This is a genomic window from Xanthomonas sp. NCPPB 3442 (genome assembly GCF_056725145.1).
The window spans coordinates 4,320,809-4,337,558 of the sequence record NZ_CM161514.1; the positions used below are offsets into that span (position 1 = coordinate 4,320,809).

Genomic DNA, 16,750 nt, shown 5'->3' on the forward strand with positions numbered 1-16,750 from the left:
CCAGCTACTTCACGCCCAACTGATCCAGTACGAACGCATACGATTCGGCCAGCTCGCGGTAGCGGCGGAAGCGTCCGGATTTGCCGCCATGCCCGGCTTCCATATTGGTGCGGAACACGATCGGCTGGGTGCCGGTGTTGTCGTGGCGCAGCTTGGCCACCCACTTGGCCGGCTCCCAGTACTGCACCTGCGAATCCCACAGGCCGGTGCCCACGAACAGCGCCGGGTACGCCTGCTTGCGCACGTTGTCGTACGGCGAGTACGACAGCATGTACTGGTAATCGTCCTGGGTTTCCGGGTTGCCCCACTCGTCGTATTCGTTGGTGGTGAGCGGAATGCTGGCGTCGAGCATGGTGGTGACCACATCGACGAACGGCACCTGCGCGACCATCACGCGATAGTCCTGCGGCGCCATATTGGCCACCGCGCCCATCAGCAGACCGCCCGCGCTCCCACCGGATGCGGCAACCCGGTCCTTGGCGGCGTAACCTAGCGCGACCAGACCGCGGGTGACATCGATAAAGTCGTTGAAGGTGTTTTGCTTGTGCAGCAGCTTGCCGTCGTCGTACCACTGGCGCCCCATTTCCTGGCCGCCGCGGATGTGTGCGATGGCATACACCACACCGCGGTCCAGCAGGCTGATCGCCGGCAGATTGAATGCCGGGTCCATCGACATGCCGTAACTGCCGTACGCATACTGAAACAGCGCCGCGCTGCCATCCTTCTTGAAGCCCTTTTTGTACACCAGCGACACCGGCACCTTGACCCCGTCGCGTGCCGTCACCCACACGCGTTCGGTCACGTACTTGCTGGCGTCGTAGCCGATCACCGGTTGCTGCTTGAGCAACCGGCGCTCGCCGGTCTGGGTGTTGAGCTCGTAGGTGGTCACCGGCGTGGTCAGCGAGGTGTAGCTATAACGCAGCCAGACGGTATCCGGCTCGGCGTTGACAGATAGACCCATCGAATACGCCGGTTCATCGGCCTTGACGTATTCATGGCTACCATCGCGCATGAGCAAGCGCACACGCTCCAGTCCGCCCGAACGCTCTTCGATGGCGGTGAATCCATCGAACAATTCGAAGTCTTCGATGTAGACGTTGTCGTCGTGCGCCACCCAGTCGGTCCACTGCGTGCGCGTGGTCGCATCGGTGGGCGCAGTGACCAACTTGAAGTTCCTGGCGTCGTCGGCATTGGTGCGAATCACCCAGCGGCCATCGAAATGCTCGGCGTGGTATTCCACATCGCGCTCGCGCTTGGCCAGCACCGTGAAGGTGTCCGGCTTGGCGGCCAGCGCATAGCGGGTTTCCGAAGAAACCGTGCTTTCCACCGCGATGGTGATGTACTTGTCGTCGCGCGTGCGGCCGATGCCCATGTAGAAGCTGTCGTCCTTCTCTTCGTACACCAGCACATCGTCTTTGGACGGCGTGCCGAGCACATGCTTTTTCACGCGCACGGTGAGCAGCGTTTCCGGGTCGTTTTCGACATAGAACAGCGTCTTGTTGTCGTCGGCCCACACCACATTGGCCGAGACGGCTTCCACGGTATCCGGATAGAGTTCGCCGGTGTCCAGGTTCTTGAAGCGGATGGTGTATTGACGGCGGCCAACGGCATCGTCGGCCCAGGCGAGGATGCGGTTGTCCTGGCTCACCGCGGCATCGCCCACGCTGAAGTAGCCCTTGCCCTGCGCCATCTGGTTGACGTCGAGCAGGATCTGTTCCGGCGCCTCCATGCTGCCCTTGCGACGCGCCTGGATCGGATAATCCTTGCCGGTTTCGAACCGCGTGTAATACCAATAGCCGCGCTCGCGATACGGCACGCTGGCATCGTCCTGCTTGATGCGCCCGACGATCTCGGTGTACAGCGCCTCCTCCAACGGTTTCAGCGGCGCCATCACCTTGTCGGTGTAGGCATTCTCGGCGTCGAGATACGCCAGCACCGCCTTGTCTTCGCGCTTGTCGTCGCGCAACCAGTAATAGTCGTCGTTGCGGGTCGCACCGAACGGCGCCTTGACCACATGCGGGTGCTTGGCGACGTCTGGCGGCGACGGAAGGGCGGCGAAGGCAGGGGATGTGGTCATCAGGCTGGCGATCAGAAGAGTGAGGACGGCTTCATCAGATTGGGGTCCATTGGATGAACGCAATGCCATCCCGGCACCGGAGTGTGTGAGAGCCCCTTGTCGGGCGCCATGTGTCCTGGGTCATGCTGGTCTATCATCGAACCAATGGATTCCACACTTCCGTGCGCAGGCGGCTATAGCCGTCGCAGCCAGGACATCGCCCCGTTTCATGTCATGTCGCTGCTGGCGCGCGCCAATGCGCTCGAGCAGGCCGGCCACGACGTGATCCACCTGGAAATCGGCGAGCCCGACTTCACCACTGCCGCGCCGATCGTCGCTGCCGGCCAGGCGGCATTGGCAGCCGGCCACACCCGCTACACCGCCGCACGCGGGCTGCCGGCGCTGCGCGAGGCGATTGCCGGCTTCTATGCGCAACGCTACGCCTGCAACCTCGATCCGGAGCGGATTCTGGTGACACCCGGGGGGTCTGGCGCATTGCTGCTGGCCAGCAGCCTGCTGGTGGATCCGGGCAAGCATTGGTTGCTCGCCGACCCGGGCTACCCGTGCAACCGGCATTTTCTGCGCCTGGTCGAAGGCGCCGCGCAATTGGTCCCGGTCGGCCCGGACAGCGATTATCAGTTGACCCCTGCGCTGGTGGAGAGCGCCTGGAACGCCGACAGCGTGGGCGCCCTGGTGGCCTCACCGGCAAATCCCACCGGCAGCGTGCTGTCGCGCACGCAACTGGCTGCGCTTTCGCAGGCGCTGCATGCGCGCGGTGGCCATCTGGTGGTCGACGAGATCTATCACGGCCTGACCTACGGCCTGGACGCGCACAGCGTGCTGGAGGTGGACGATGGCGCGTTCGTGCTGAACAGTTTTTCCAAGTACTTCGGCATGACCGGCTGGCGGCTGGGCTGGCTGATCGCACCGCCCGACGCGGTGCCGGAATTGGAAAAGCTTGCGCAGAATCTCTACATCAGTGCCTCGACAATTGCCCAGCACGCCGCACTGGCCTGCTTCACGCCCGAGAGCATCGCCATCTTCGAAGCGCGCCGCGGTGAGTTTCAGCAGCGTCGCGATTACCTGCTGCCGGCCTTGCGTGCGCTGGGCTTCGAGATCGCAGTCGAACCGCAAGGCGCGTTTTACTTGTATGCCGACATCAGCGGATTTTCAGATGATGCGCAGGCGTTTTGCGCGCATTTTCTGGAAACCGAACATGTTGCGTTTACGCCCGGCATCGACTTCGGCCACTACCGCGCCAACCAGCACGTCCGCATTGCCTACACGCAAAGCCTGCCGCGTCTGCAGCAGGCGGTGGAGCGGATTGCGCGTGGGTTGAAGCGGTTGTAGCAGGCTGCGTGACCCGCAGTGCGCTGCACGGACGTTTTGCGTAAGGCGCCGACGCCTTGCGCATTGCGTAGCACGCGCGTTCTCCACTGCGCACCCGCTGACCGCCAACGCCATCGGCAAGGCCAACATCGCGCACGCTCGGGCATGTTGACCCACGACAAAACCCTCTGACGACACGAGGCCGCTGCAAACTGCCAGCGGCCTCGTGTCGCGCGACGCATCATGCCGCATGTGGACGGCGCCTCAGTCGGCCAACCGCTCCCACAGGAAGCTGTACGCCAGCGCCGCCATATGCGCGGCCTGTGCGTTGTTGGCCGCGCCGCCGTGGCCGCCTTCGATGTTCTCGTAATAGGTCACGTCCTTGCCGGCCTCGATCATCTTGGCGGCCATCTTGCGCGCGTGGCCGGGGTGCACGCGATCGTCGCGCGTGGAGGTCAGGAAGATCACCGGCGGATAGGTCTTCTTCGCATCGAACAGGTGGTACGGCGAGAAGGTCTGGATGAACTTCCAGTCGTCGGTGTCCGGGTTGCCGTATTCGGCCATCCACGAGGCGCCGGCCAGCAGGTGGCTGTAGCGCTTCATGTCCAGCAGCGGCACCTGCACCACCACCGCACCGAACAGCTCCGGATACTGGGTGAGCATGTTGCCGGTCATCAGGCCGCCATTGCTGCCGCCCTGCACGCCCAGATGCTTGGTCGAGGTGATCTTGCGCGCCACCAGATCCTTGGCCACCGCGGCCATATCTTCATACGCCTTGTGGCGGTTCTGCTTGAGCGCGGCCTGGTGCCAGCGCGGGCCGTATTCGCCACCGCCGCGGATATTGGCCACCACGTAGACGCCGCCCTTCTCCAGCCACGCGCGCCCCAGGCCACCGGAGTAATTGGGCGTCATCGAAATCTCGAAACCGCCGTAGCCGTACAGCAGGGTCGGCGCGCTGCCGTCGAGCTTCAAGGTCTTCGGGCGTACCAGGAAATACGGCACGCGGGTGCCGTCCTTGCTGGTGGCGAAGTGCTGCTCGATGGTGTCCTTGCCGGCATCGAAGAACGCCGGCATGGTCTTGAGCGGCTGCGGCGCAGAGCCCACCTCCACCCACGACAAGGTGGTGGGGGTCAGGTAATCGGTGACGGTGAGCCACAGCGCGTCGCTGTCGTCGCTATCCACCGCGCCGACATCCACCGTGCCGAAGCTCGGCGCACCGACGAACGCGCTCTTTTTCCAGCCATCGCGCGAAGGCGTGATCACGCTCAGACGGTTCTTGACGTCTTCCAGCACGTTCAACACCAGGTGCGACTTGGTCCACGCCATGCCGGCCAGCGAGGTGGTGTCGGTGGGTTCGAACAACACATCGAAGTTGCGCTTGCCGGCCATGAAATCGTCGAAACGCGTGGCCAGCAAGGTGCCGGGTTTGTAGGTCTTGCCACCCACCGTCCACGGCTCGCGCAGCTCCAGCGTCAGCCACTGGCGCTTGACCGACTTGCTGGCCGAATTGGGCACGTCCACCTTGACCAGCTTGCCGTCGGCGCCCTTGAGATACAGCTCGTCGTTGTAGAAGGCCAGCGTGCGGCTGACGAAATCGCGCTCGAAACCGGGCGTGTCGTCATGCATGGCCGCGATGTACATATCGGTCGGCTTGCCTTCGTACACCACGGTCGCAGCAGTCAGTGGCGTGCCGCGCTTCCACTGCTTGGCGATGCGCGGGTAGCCGGAGCTGGTCATGCTGCCGGCGCCGAAATCGGTGAACACGTAGACGGTGTCCCGGTCGATCCAGCCCAGCCCGCCCTTGGACTCGGGGCGGAAGAAACCGTCCTTGACCCATTGCTTGCTGCCCAGGTCGAACTCGCGCGTGACATCGGCATCGGCACCGCCGCGCGACAACGCGATCAGGCAGCGCTGGTAGTCCGGGCGCAGGCAGTCGGCACCGTGCCACACCCAGTTTTCGCCTTCGGCCTTGTTGAGCGCATCCAGGTCCAGCACCGTTTCCCACTTGGGCGAAGCCTTGCGGTACTCGTCCAGCGTGGTACGCCGCCACAGGCCGCGCTCGTGCTGCTTGTCCTTCCAGAAGTTGTAGTAGAACGCGCCGATCTTCTGCACGCCGGGAATCTTGGCGTCCGAATCCAGCACTTCGCGCATGCTGGTTTCCATCTGCTTGAACGCCGGCGTGCTGGCCAGCCGCGCCTCGGTCTTGGCGTTCTGGGTCTTGACCCAGTCCAGCGGCTTGGCGCCGGTGACATCTTCCAGCCAGGCGTAGGGATCATTGGACACGGGGGGTTCCTCTGCAGAGACGGCGCCAGCGGTGATCAGGCCGGCAACCAGGCAGATCGAGGCGAACTTGGACATGAATGTTTCCGGAAACACGAATGCCCGGAACGTAGCACAGCGCCCCGCCGGCCAACCCTGCCGAAGGTCAGGCTGCGCGCGCCTGTGTCGCCGTACGCGAAGCGCTGCGCCGGCGCTGGGCCTGCGGGCCACGCCGCCGGGGCGCAACACGGCGCGCGCCACGCGTTGCCAACGAAGGCAGGGCAAACCGGTGCAGGCTCCACCACGCCAGCATCGGCATGCCGACCAGCCACAGCGGCAACCAGCCGATCCACTCGCTGCTGCCTCGCGCGGCCGGCCAGACCAGCACCAGGGCCAGCCCGGCCAGGGCGATCTGCCGCACCGGGCGCAGCACGCGCGGGTCGGGACGTTCGGAACGGGAAGCAGGACGATGCGACATGGCGGCACTCCGTGGCAGGAAGGATCACAACAGGCGCGCAGGATTGCCGCAGCCCATCTCACAGGCTGCGACCTTGACGCGGGCATCCTGCGGGGCGCGATTGCGGGCGCCTGCCCAGGCGCGTCACCGGCCTCCACGCGTGCTGCTGACCCCTGCAACGTCGGCGCGCGGCACCGGCCCGACGCCGCGCGGCGCAGCCAGCCGGTCGATCGCGGCGCCGGCGCCTGATCGGCGCCCGCCAGCCGGCCCCAGCCGCCCGGCGTCTGCCGCGGATTGCCCCGGCTGCCGATGCCAGACCCGACCGTTGACGCGAACTTGCCCCCTGCATGCGGTAGTGTGCTGCTCCGATTGCCTCTTTGTGATGTTGCGATGCGCCTGACCGTTACGATCGCCCTCGCTGTTCTGCTCGTCCTCGGCCTGCCCGTGGCACATGCCAAGGACACGTCCGCCACGGAGCCGGCAATCGACCTGTCCAAGATCATGGGCACCTGGTACGTGATTGCGCGCATGCCCAACGCGGTCGAGCGTGGCCACGTCACCAGCCGCGACGAATACACCCTGGTCGAAGACGGCAAGGTGGCGGTGCGCTATCTGTACCGCGACGGGTTCGGCGAACCGGAAAAGCAAGTCAATGCGCGCGCCTCGGTGGATGCCGACAGCGGCAACCGCGACTGGCGCGTCTGGTTCTACAAGGTCATCCCGGCCAAGCAGCGCATCCTGGAGATCGCCCCCGACGGCTCGTGGATGCTGATCTCCTACCCGGGCCGCGACCTGGCCTGGATCTTCTCGCGCAAGCCGGACATGAGCCGCGACCAGTACCGCATGCTGGTCCACAAGATGCGCGACGACTATTCCATCTATACCGACAAACTCAAGCGGGTACCGCAGCTGCGCGAACAGGTGGACCGCCTAGGCTTTGAAGTGCCGAACAAGCGCTAGCGCGATCGGACGTCATCCGTTGGAGGTGTGGCTTGAAGGTTCAGTACCTGGAGATCGTTACCTGCAACACGGAGGAGGTCTGCGCCGCCTACGCGGTGCAGGGCGCTGAATTCGGCGAGCCGGTACCCGAACTGGGTAACGCCCGCACCGCACACCTGGCCGGCGGCGGCCTCGTCGGTGTTCGCGCACCTCTGCGCGAGTCGGAACGGCCCGTTGTTCGCCCCTACTGGCTCGTCGAAGACATCGAATCGGCTGTTTCGGCCATCGTGGAGGCAGGCGGCACGGTCGCAGTCCCACCGATGGAACTTCCCGGCCGGGGTCGATGTGCCATCTACCTGCTCGGCGGAAACGATCACGGCCTGTGGCAGAGCTAGCTCCTGTGATCGAGCCTGTCGCGCGGCCTGGCAATTCGTCCAAGCCGACGCCGCGTCGCGGCTCGGCTAACCCAGGTATCAGGCTCCATGCCGGAGCAAACCACAACTGACAGCATCGGCCTGGTCGTTCGGGTCGGTACGCGCGTCCAGGTCACGCATCTCCGCCAGTCCACTGTCTGCCACCTGCCGCAACTGGAAAGAGACCGGCTTCTCTCGATGCTCGGCGAAACGTTCGAGGTTTACGAGGTGGATCGGTGGGGACAGGCCTGGGTAGAGCAGCAGTGGCATCAGGGTGAGGATTTGGTTGACTTCCACTGCCTGGGCTTGCAGCCGCAGCAGATGCTCGCGGTGCAAGATGGGGCCTGAGACGTCATAAGGCCGAATCCGCTTCGCACCTCGGCCACTTCAGGCCTTGGGCGCCATTGATCGCATCTGCGCCTACCAGGGCTGATGCAGCTTCCAGACGCGTGCACGTGCCTGCCGCAACTGCGGCCCTGCCGTATGCGTCAACTGTCTACCACGCTCAGTCGTAATTGCTCAGCGCCAGCGACAACAACGCCTTGGCCTGCTCGCGCAGCGACATGGGCTCGACAATTTCTGCGTCCGAGCCGTAGTGCAGCACGTCCATCAGCAATTCGCGCGAGTTGCTGTAGGGCAACTTGAGCTCGTAGCGGCCATCGGGCAGAAAGCGGCCCTGCTGCTTGGAATGCCAATGTTCGTCGGCAACCCAGCGCGCGGCCTTGGAGCTGAACACGATGGTCGCCCACCCCTTGGGCGCCCCGGAAAAAATGCCGTAGCTGGCGGCAAGCTGCTCGTCCAGTTCGCTGTCGGGCACATCGCGCGGCGCCGCATCGAGCAGACGCGCGTGGTTGATGCGGTCCACCGCAAAGCTGCGCACGCCGTCGCGACCGTGATCCCACGCGTCCAGATACCAGTTGTCGCGGTAATGGGTGATGCGCTGTGGCGACACCGTCCGCTTGGTCGATTCGTCGGTGGAACGCGCACGGTAGTCGAAGCTCAGCTGCTTGCGCTCCAGCACGCCGGAGGCCACGGTGCGGAAGCTGGCTTCGTCCAGCTTGCGGCCGCGATGTGGAATGACCCGCACCCGATCCACTGGCCACTGCGAGACGCCGGCCTGGGCAGCCAGCAGTCCTTCGATGCGCTGCTGCAGCGGTGCCAGCATCGAAGACAACACTCCGCCGCCGGTGCGCGCGAGCAGCTGTTGCGAGGCCAGCAGCGCGTGCAGTTCTTCCGAACTCAGCCACAGGCCGGGCAATTCGAAGCGGTCGCTTTCGCCGGAGAGATAGCGAAAGCCCGATTCGCCGTCGCCTTCCACCGGTGCCATCAGCGCGTCGCGCAGAAACGCCAGATCGCGGTAGACAGTCGCGCGGGAACAGCTCAGCTCGTCCTGCAGCCGCGCCACCGTGACCGGGTAGCGTGCCGATTTGAGCAAGCGATGCAGGGAGTTGATGCGTTCGTAGCGGTCCATGCGTCGATTATGTCCGAGTCTTTGCGTGGCGGGGTGAGCATCGCGATGTGACGGCTGGCAGACAGCGGCAAGCGCCCGGAGGATGTGCGATGCAGCGGCCTGGTCTGTTGGGTCGGTCGCACAGCCACTGCGTGCCGGGGTCGTGCGCGCGGTCGCGCAGGCCCCGGGTTGGCAGGCATCGCCGGTAACGCTGGCACGCGACGCCCCGGGCCGCTCAGGCTCCTGCCACTGGCTGGCCAGAAGTCCTGATGACATCGCCAGGCCGCCTGCCATGCGCACGCGCACCCGGGCAGGTCGCTGCGGTTCACGCCGGGCATTCGCCCCGAACCACCATTCATTCCCCTGACAACGACCTCGCAGGTCGCTCCAGCCACTGCGACCACATCGCCGACCGCTTCAAAAATCGCCTTTCATCGCCGCACCCGTCTGCAGGGCCGCTCCGGTCCATGCCGCCTTCGGCGTCCCAACCGGCAATGAAGCGGATATTCACTTGGCGATGACGTCACCGCACAGTCCGTTATCATGAAATCGCTTCCACCCCTCTCCCGCCTTCCAAAGCGAGCTGCCCATGTCCCGCCGTGTCCCGTTGTCTGCCCTGTTGCCGCTGTTGTTGATCACGCCCTCCGTCTGGGCCCAGGCAGTCGCACCGGCGCCGGCAGACCCGGCCGCCGTGGTACTGCCGTCGCCGTGGAGCGGCAGCAGCGGCGAGCTCGGCTACGCAGCGGCGCATGGCAACAGCACCACCGACAGCCTCAACGGCCGCGTGCGCCTGCGCTACACCGACGGTGACTGGATCCATAGCCTGGATGCCACCGCGTTGCGTTCGAGTTCGGAATACACCAACACCAACGACGACGGCAGCACCACGCGCGAGCGCCAGACCACCGCCGAGCGTTACACCGGCAGCGTCGGCAGCGCACTGCAGCTGGGCGAACACCGCCAGCTCACGGCCACCGGCCGCTACGAACACGACGACTTCGCCACCTACGACCGTCTGGCCACCTTCGGTATCGGCTATGGCACGCGCCTGATCGACGCCGACCGCTTCTACCTGGATGCGCAGGTGGGCCCGGGTGTGCGCCGCGCGCACAACAGCGACGAAGACCGTAACGAAACCGGGTTGATCGGCCGCGGCCTGTTCGACCTGAAGTACACCGTCACCGACAACACCGATCTGATCAACACGCTGCTGGTGGAATCGGGCGAGTACAACACCTATGCGCAAAACGATTTCGGCGTGCAGGTCAGCATGAACTCGCACTTTGCATTGAAGGCGGCGTGGCAGATGCGTCACAACAGCGACGTCAGCGACGGCGACAAGAAGACCGATACGCTGACCACGGTCAATCTGGTCTACACGTTCAAGTAAGCGACCGCGAACGGTAGGAGCGGACCTGGCCGCGAGGGCGTTCCCGATAAAGCCTCTCGCGCCAGTGCCGCTCCTACGAAGAGCGGGCGCTGCGTGGGGGCGGCATTGCGTGTGTAGCGGCTAGGTCTGGAGCTTGCGCTTGGGCGCCGGCGTCGATGTCGGTCGCGTTACACGTTGACGCGACAGCGCGTTACAGCTCGGCCAGCAGCTGCGCGGCGCCCTTGTCGAACAGCCCTTGCGCAACGCGGCGGCCAAGCGCTTCGGTATCTTCGGCGCTGCCGTGCGCATCGGCGTGGATCAGGCGGCCGTCGCTGGCGCTGCCCACCATGCCCTGCAGGAACAGGCCCTGCCCTTCCCAGCGCGCGAAGGCGGCTACCGGCACATGGCAGCTACCGTGCAGGGCGCGGTTCATGGCGCGCTCGGCTTCTACGCAGGCACGCGTGCGGCCAGCATCCAGCACCGCCAGCAGACTGTGGATGCGTGCATCGTCGCCACGGCATTCCACCGCCACCGCGCCCTGCGCAGGTGCCGGCAACCATTCCGGCGCGTCCAGCCGCGCGCTGATGCGTGCTTCCAGCCCAAGCCGCTGCAGGCCGGCGCAGGCCAGCACGATGGCGTCGTAGCCGCCGTTGTCGAGCTTGGCCAGCCGCGTGTTGACGTTGCCGCGCAGGTCGATCAATTCCAGATCCGGGCGCGCGGCACGCAACTGGGCCTGGCGACGCAACGAGGAGGTGCCCACGCGCGCGCCCAGCGGCAGCGCCTGCAGGCTGGCGTAGAGATTGGACACCAGCGCATCGGCCGGGTCGCCGCGTTCCAGGATGGCCGGCAGCACGAACGGGGCGTCCAGTTCCATCGGCACGTCCTTGAGCGAATGCACCGCGCAATCGGCTTCGCCGCGCAACATCGCCAACTCCAGCTCCTTCAGGAACAGGCCCTTGCCGCCAATGGCGGCGAGCGACCGGTCCAGCACTTCGTCGCCGCGGGTGCTCATCGGCACCAGCACCACCTCCAGGCCGGGATGGTGCTGACGCAGCGCGGCGGCGACATGTTCGCTCTGCCAGAGGGCAAGCGGGCTTTTGCGGGTGGCGATACGGAGCGTGGTCATGCCGGCATTATCGCGGAGCCGGCACCGAACTCACAGTTGGCGTAGTTGATCGCGCAGGCTGGCCACGCAGCGACGACTCACTTCCAGGGTCTGCGGCACGTTGCGCAGCACCGCGTGGACCTGGCCATCGCCGCTGCGGCGCAGTTCCACCAGTTCATCGCGGGCCACCAGACAATTGCGATGGATGCGCACCAGGCGGTCGGCAAATTCGTCTTCCAGCGATTTCAGCGACTCTTCGATCAAGTCCTCGCCACGCGTGTGATGGACGATGACGTATTTCTCTTCGGCCTGCAGGTAGCGAATGTCGCCGATGGCGATCAGCCGCAGGCTGCCGCGCAGGCGCGCGCACAAATGGGTGCGCAGCGGCCTGGACGCGGTGCCGGGCACGCGGCCGGCCAGGAAGGTGGCAACTTTCTCCAGTGCAGATGCCAGCCGTTCCGGGCGCACCGGTTTCATCAGGTAATCCAGCGCGGCCGCGTCGAACGCCGACAAGGCATGCTGGTCGTAGGCGGTGCAGAACACCACCGCCGGCGGCGGCTGGCTCTGCCGCAGCAGCCGCGCGGTTTCCAGGCCGTCCACGCCGGGCATGGCGATATCCAGCAGCACCAGGTCCGGGCGCAGCTGTTCGCACTGCTGCAGCACTTGCTGGCCGTTTTCGGCCTCGCCGATCACCTCGACCTGCGGATGCTCGCCCAGCAGCATGCGCAGGCGCTCGCGCGCCAGTGGCTCGTCATCGGCGATCAGCACCCGCACTTGCGTGGCCGTCATGGACTCCCCCTCGCTGCAGTGACTTTCCCCTCACGGCAGCGGCAATGTGATCTCACAGGCATAGTAGCCTTCAGCCCAGCTGGCCGCCATCCGTGCCCCGGCGCCGAACTGGAACGCCAACCGGTGCGAGATGCTGGCCTGGGCATGCCCGGCGCCGGCCAGCAGCGGCAACTGGGTGCCGGGCTGCGGCGCCGGGTTGACGATGCGGATCTGCAGCTGGTTGCCGCGCTGACGCAGCGACAGGTACAGCGTACCGCCTTCGGGCATGCGCGAAACGCCATGCAGTACCGCATTTTCGACCAGCGGCTGCAGCACCAGGCGCGGCATCGGCAGCTCCCACGGCAACGGTTCCTGGCGGTGCCAGCGCACTTGCAGGCGCTCGCCCAGGCGCAGCGATTCGATTGCCAGATAGCGTTCGGCCAGTTCGCATTCGGCACGCAAGGTGGAGACGCCCTCGCCGGCGCCGAGGGCGGCGCGGAACAGATCCGACAGGTCCAGCACCGCCTGTTCGGCCACCACCGGATCGCGCCGCAGCAGGCTGACGATGAGGTTCATGCTGTTGAACAGGAAGTGCGGGCGAATGCGCGCCTGCAGGGCATCCGCCTCGGCGCGTGCATTGGCCTGCACCTGCGCCTCCCAGCGGTCGCTGACATAGAAGTAGCGCAGCGCCAGCGCAGTGATCAGCACCACCGTGGCCGCACTGCCGAGCGTGAACCGCCAGAAGCCGACCTGCGCGCCCAGCGGGACCTGCCCGAGCACCGCATACAGGCCGTGCACGATGCCGGCACCGAGCATCGCCACCACGGCAGCGATCAGCAAGGCGCTCAGCCCGCCCAGCCGTGGCGGCAATCGCGACAAGGTGGGCCGTAACACGCACAGCAGCACAGTGACCGCCAACGCCAGCCACAGCGCCAGGCCGCTGGCGGAGAGGAACCGCGACAATGTGATGTTGCGCGCGCCGGCGTCGGGGACCAAGGTCACCACCAGCACCACCAACTCGGCCAGGCCCAGCATCGCGCCCAACCGCGGCAGCCGGCACAGGTCCGGCATCCAGGCGATCTGCGGTGCGCGCTGGGCCATGGGCTCAGGCAGCGGTGAAGCGTGCCTGCATCCAGTTGCGCAAGGCCTCGATCTCTTCCAGGCAGACCTGGTGACCCATCGGGTAGGTGTGCCAATCCAGTGCGAAACCCAGCGTGCGCAAGGTCTGCATGCTGGCCTGGCCGGCCGCGAACGGCACCACCGGGTCGGCCGTGCCATGCGCCATGAACAGCGGTTGGCGCAGGGCGGCCGGCTGCAACTGGCTGGCGGCCGCGGCCGGATCCGGCAGATAGGTGGACATGGCGATCAGCCCGGCCAGCGGCACGCTGCGCTGCAGGCCAACGGCCAGGGTCACGGCGCCGCCTTGCGAGAAGCCGGCCAGCAGGATGCGCTTCGGCGCGATGCCGCGGCTCTGCTCATGGGCGATCAAGGCCTCGACCTGGGTGACCGATTCGGCGATGCCGGCCTTGTCGGCGCGCTGGGCGAAATCCATGCCGACGATGTCGTACCAGCCGCGCATGCGCACGCCATTATTGATGGTGATCGGGCGGATCGGCGCATGCGGGAACACGAAGCGCAGCGCGGGCCACTGCGGGCGTACCAGCTCGGGCACCATCGGGGCGAAGTCGCTGCCATCGGCGCCCAGGCCATGCAGCCACAGCACGCTCCATTGCGGGTTCGGTCCGGTCTCGCGTTCGATCACTTCCAGCATCATCCAGCTCCGCTTGCGGGCTGGGCATTATGCCTTGCGCGAGGGGTGGGCCAGATCAACCGGCGCCAGAGGCTTGAGGCCCGCCGATCGCCACGGGCCTCTGCAGGCGACCGCGCCACAGCGCCGGCCAATGAGGCCGGCGCCGACGCACACTCAGATCAGCGACGGTTCCAGCGCAGCGGCGCGGCGCAGCTCGGAGGCACGCACCAGCACCTTGGGCGGGTCGAGTTCTTCGGGGATGCAGAAAATGCCGGCGCGGCGTAGCGCCATGCCGGTGCGACGCAGCGAGGTCAGCGCCACCACCGGAATCGACAACGCCATGCCGACGATCACAGGCCCCATCCAGGCGGCCAGCGCGGGCGAGACCGCGTAGGCCACCGCGCCCATGAACAGGCCGAACACGGTCAGACCGCCATAGCTGCGAAACAGCGCCGGCCACGACAGCTTGCCGTCGTCGCGCACCTGCGCATCCCAGCCCGAATCCTTGCCCGCCAGGACCTCGAACACACCGCGCGACTGCAGGTACATCACCACCGGCGCCATCAGGGCGGCCAGCACGGTCTCCAGCAGGATGCTCACCGCAGCGCGGAAGGCACCACCGCAGGCGCGCAGTTCGCGCGGGTTGAGCAGCAACGCGATGTAGCCGAGCAGCTTGGGCGCCAGCAACACGAACATGGTGCAGATGAAGATCCAGATCGCATTGCCCTGGCTGCTGCCGTGCCAGTAACGGGCGGGCGAGAACGGCAGGTCGCCGGCCAGATCGATACCGCCGCCGGCCAGCGGAATGCCGATGCCGATCAGCATCAACAGACCCCACATCGGCGCGGTGAAGTAATGCCCGATGCCGATCAGCATGTGCATGCGGCTGATCCAGTGCAGGCCTTTGGCGCTCACCACCTTGGCGTGCTGCAGGTTGCCCTGGCACCAGCGGCGGTCGCGGATCAGCAGGTCGGTCAGCGTGGGCGGGCCTTCTTCGTAGCTGCCCTGCAGGTACGGCACCATGTGCATGGCCCAGCCGCCGCGCCGCATCAGCGCCGCTTCGACGAAGTCGTGGCTGAGCACATGCCCGCCGAACGGCTTGCGCCCGCGCAGCGACGGCAGGCCGGCGTGATCGGCGAAGGCCTGGGTGCGGATGATGGCGTTATGGCCCCAGTAATTGCTCTCGGCGCCGTGCCACCAGGCCACGCCGAAGGCGATGATCGGCCCGTACACGCGCCCGCCGAACTGCTGCATGCGGGCGAACAGGGTCTGCCCGTTGACCACTGCCGGCAAGGTCTGGATCAGGCCCACGTCCGGGTTGTTTTCCATGCCGGCGACCAGCCGCACGATGGTGTCGCCGGTCATCACGCTATCGGCGTCCAGGATCAGCATCTGCGGGTAGCTGCCGCCGAAGCGACGCACCCAGTCGGCCACATTGCCGGCCTTGCGCGCGGCGTTGTCGGCGCGGCGGCGGTAGAAGATGCGGCCGTGCCCGTCGACGCGATCGCAAAGTTCGTTATAGACCAGCTCCTCGGCGCGGCCGATGTGCTCGCGGGTGGTGTCGCTGAGCACGAAGAAATCGAAATGCTCCAACTGGCCGGTCTCGGCGACCGATTCGTAGATGGCCTGCAGGCCGGCCAACAGCCGGCGCGGGTCTTCGTTGTAGGTGGGCATCAGCAACGCGGTGCGCGAACGCAGCGTGGGCAGGGGTTGCTCCGGGTCGATGCCGAGCTTGCGGCCGGCGCGCGCCACCACGGTGACGAAACCAGCCACCGCGCTGGCGAAGGACATGGCGATCCAGGCGAACAGCAACACGAACAGGCCGAGCAGGCAGCCTTCCAGCACGCTGATGCCGTCGGGCCACAGCACGCTGAGCATCACCCACACGGCGATGGCGGTGGTGGCGAAGGTGCCGCCGATCAAATAGAAGCGGCGCACGCCGATGCCGGGCGGCGAAGTGCGCTGGTGGCGCACTTGCAGGCTGCCTTCGCGCAGGTTCTGTTCGGGCATCGCCAGCGGTGCTTCCGGCGGCAGCGTGGGCGTGCCGGCATCGAGGGCGGAAACGGGGGGCATTGCAGTCGTTGTCGGGGAAGGAGTCACGGTGCCATCCATCAGGGCTGCCCGTCGCGCGAGGACGACAGTGCGGGCTGACACGGGAGGTCCATCCCCGCCATGCAGTGCGATGTTGCCTGGCACGCGGCCGAGCGGGCGAGCCCGACGGTGTACGACCAAGACGCTCTGAAACCACTCCGATGCACAAGTTCTCCTGGCTGCAATCTCACCTCGCAGCTCATCCTAAAGAATCGACCGTTAAAGGAACGAACGCCGCGTACGGTCTTCGCCCTCCCCCACGAGGACCGCGCGGCAGACTACGCCGCACCGACCGAACGCAACCCCAACAGATTGCAGCCTAGCGCAGACGCTGTCACGGACCGCTGGCCGGGCCATCCTGCCGGAGAGGTGCAATTGGTGTGCCATGGCGTGCAATCGGTTGCGGCGACGGGGCGCTGGCGTTGCGTTGTGCCGATGCGGTCAGAGGTTGGGACAAGCGATTGGTTGGTCGCTCTGCATCGCTCAAGGCGCTCTGGAATTCCAGGCATTGCGGTGGTCGAACGTTCTCAAGGCCTGCGGCAACAGCTTGATTGGTCGAGTATGCGGCGTCCTCGCCGCACCAGACAGTTGCGCGATGCCCGGGAAAGCGGCTCATCGCACGTGGTTTGTTTGCTGATGCAACCGCTTGATCGAGGCATCAATGACGTCTGCGAGCGCTCGGCGATCCTCAGGCCCGGCGTGTCGCGTGCGCAGTGCCCTCGCCGCTCGCCGGACACGCCGTGAATGCATCTGGGGCGCGATGC

General features: G+C 66.1%; 14 protein-coding genes. 5 read left to right on the forward strand and 9 right to left on the reverse strand.

The window, feature by feature from the left end:
* Nucleotides 1-4: 4 nt before the first annotated feature.
* Nucleotides 5-2,077 carry a S9 family peptidase gene (locus AC1POX_RS18750; protein ID WP_136733536.1) on the reverse strand — a complete coding sequence of 691 codons (2,073 nt, stop codon included), beginning with the start codon at nucleotides 2,075-2,077 and terminating at the stop codon, nucleotides 5-7.
* 144 nt (nucleotides 2,078-2,221) lie between these two features.
* Here AC1POX_RS18750 and AC1POX_RS18755 point away from each other — a divergent pair, with 144 nt between their 5' ends.
* Complete coding sequence (locus tag AC1POX_RS18755) at nucleotides 2,222-3,406, forward strand: pyridoxal phosphate-dependent aminotransferase (RefSeq protein WP_372356471.1); 1,185 nt, start codon at nucleotides 2,222-2,224, stop codon at nucleotides 3,404-3,406.
* A 243-nt stretch (nucleotides 3,407-3,649) separates the two neighbouring features.
* Here the strand turns inward: AC1POX_RS18755 and AC1POX_RS18760 are convergent, their stop codons facing one another.
* Together AC1POX_RS18760 and AC1POX_RS18765 are read right to left on the reverse strand one after the other, a co-directional pair.
* On the reverse strand, nucleotides 3,650-5,743 hold the full coding sequence (locus AC1POX_RS18760) for a prolyl oligopeptidase family serine peptidase (protein WP_372356472.1): 2,094 nt from the start codon (nucleotides 5,741-5,743) through the stop codon (nucleotides 3,650-3,652).
* Nucleotides 5,744-5,810: 67 nt separating this feature from the next.
* On the reverse strand, nucleotides 5,811-6,122 hold the full coding sequence (locus tag AC1POX_RS18765; RefSeq protein ID WP_014089304.1) for a hypothetical protein: 312 nt from the start codon (nucleotides 6,120-6,122) through the stop codon (nucleotides 5,811-5,813).
* Nucleotides 6,123-6,491: 369 nt separating this feature from the next.
* Between AC1POX_RS18765 and AC1POX_RS18770 the strand changes: the two genes are divergently transcribed.
* The 3 genes from AC1POX_RS18770 to AC1POX_RS18780 all read left to right on the forward strand — a co-directional run bounded on the left by AC1POX_RS18770 (nucleotide 6,492) and on the right by AC1POX_RS18780 (nucleotide 7,801).
* Nucleotides 6,492-7,061, forward strand: a complete 570-nt coding sequence (locus tag AC1POX_RS18770) for a lipocalin family protein (RefSeq protein ID WP_218489892.1) — start codon at nucleotides 6,492-6,494, stop codon at nucleotides 7,059-7,061.
* Between the two features lie 32 nt (nucleotides 7,062-7,093).
* Nucleotides 7,094-7,435 (forward strand): VOC family protein, encoded by a 342-nt coding sequence (locus AC1POX_RS18775; RefSeq protein ID WP_372356473.1) that lies wholly within the window; start codon nucleotides 7,094-7,096, stop codon nucleotides 7,433-7,435.
* A gap of 87 nt (nucleotides 7,436-7,522) precedes the next feature.
* On the forward strand, nucleotides 7,523-7,801 hold the full coding sequence (locus AC1POX_RS18780) for a hypothetical protein (RefSeq protein WP_008574343.1): 279 nt from the start codon (nucleotides 7,523-7,525) through the stop codon (nucleotides 7,799-7,801).
* A 157-nt stretch (nucleotides 7,802-7,958) separates the two neighbouring features.
* Here the strand turns inward: AC1POX_RS18780 and AC1POX_RS18785 are convergent, their stop codons facing one another.
* The gene (locus tag AC1POX_RS18785; RefSeq protein WP_005916857.1) at nucleotides 7,959-8,924 is read right to left on the reverse strand and encodes a helix-turn-helix transcriptional regulator; all 966 of its coding nucleotides are present in this window, start codon (nucleotides 8,922-8,924) and stop codon (nucleotides 7,959-7,961) included.
* Nucleotides 8,925-9,492: 568 nt separating this feature from the next.
* Here AC1POX_RS18785 and AC1POX_RS18790 point away from each other — a divergent pair.
* A complete protein-coding gene (locus AC1POX_RS18790; RefSeq protein WP_008574344.1) occupies nucleotides 9,493-10,293 on the forward strand; it encodes a DUF481 domain-containing protein in 801 nt (266 codons plus the stop codon).
* A 190-nt stretch (nucleotides 10,294-10,483) separates the two neighbouring features.
* Here AC1POX_RS18790 and hemC read toward each other — a convergent pair whose 3' ends face one another.
* From hemC to mdoH, 5 genes are all read right to left on the reverse strand, one after another.
* Entirely contained in the window at nucleotides 10,484-11,398 is a 915-nt protein-coding gene (hemC, locus tag AC1POX_RS18795; protein WP_008574345.1) for a hydroxymethylbilane synthase, read from the reverse strand.
* A gap of 30 nt (nucleotides 11,399-11,428) precedes the next feature.
* Entirely contained in the window at nucleotides 11,429-12,166 is a 738-nt protein-coding gene (locus AC1POX_RS18800; RefSeq protein ID WP_039416989.1) for a LytR/AlgR family response regulator transcription factor, read from the reverse strand.
* A gap of 30 nt (nucleotides 12,167-12,196) precedes the next feature.
* Nucleotides 12,197-13,246: a sensor histidine kinase gene (locus tag AC1POX_RS18805; protein WP_008574347.1), complete on the reverse strand. Its 1,050-nt coding sequence runs from the start codon at nucleotides 13,244-13,246 to the stop codon at nucleotides 12,197-12,199.
* A 4-nt stretch (nucleotides 13,247-13,250) separates the two neighbouring features.
* Nucleotides 13,251-13,919 carry an alpha/beta hydrolase gene (locus AC1POX_RS18810; protein WP_008574348.1) on the reverse strand — a complete coding sequence of 223 codons (669 nt, stop codon included), beginning with the start codon at nucleotides 13,917-13,919 and terminating at the stop codon, nucleotides 13,251-13,253.
* A gap of 150 nt (nucleotides 13,920-14,069) precedes the next feature.
* Entirely contained in the window at nucleotides 14,070-15,968 is a 1,899-nt protein-coding gene (gene mdoH / locus AC1POX_RS18815) for a glucans biosynthesis glucosyltransferase MdoH (RefSeq protein WP_008574349.1), read from the reverse strand.
* Nucleotides 15,969-16,750: the final 782 nt, after the last annotated feature.